This is a genomic window from Mesorhizobium sp. M8A.F.Ca.ET.208.01.1.1, assembly GCF_004791315.1.
Lineage (GTDB): Bacteria > Pseudomonadota > Alphaproteobacteria > Rhizobiales > Rhizobiaceae > Mesorhizobium.
Map to the genome: position 1 here is coordinate 1 of NZ_SRUT01000103.1, position 376 is coordinate 376.

The following is a 376-nucleotide window of genomic DNA, read 5'->3' on the forward strand; positions in this document are numbered from 1 at the left end:
CCGCGTTCCTGCCCATTCCCGGCTTGAGCGGCCTCGTCAGCTTCATCAACACGGTCATTCGGCTGTCGCTGACCTATGTCGACGAGATCATCCTCGGCTACAACATCCGCATCAATTCGGACTCGCCTTTCGAGACCGCCAGGCAGGGCGTCGTGCTCTACGCGCAGAACGGCAAGCACATGGTCAAGAATGCCGTCTGGCTGGCGGTGATCATGTGGGGCGTGTCCTTCGTCATCTTCCTGCTGATGCTGGCGCCTGCCGCTGCGATCCTGTGGGTCATGCCGGGTCAGCTGGCCGGCTGGGCCTTCGTGCTGGCCATCGTCTTTGCCTGGGCCTTCAAGGCCGCCTTCATCGAGCCCTTCGCGATCGCTTCGCT

Annotated in this window: 1 pseudogene; it reads left to right on the plus strand. The window is 62.5% G+C overall.

Annotation, left to right across the window (positions count from 1 at the left end):
• Positions 1-376, plus strand: a pseudogene (locus tag EN851_RS34485) (hypothetical protein); the annotation flags it as partial.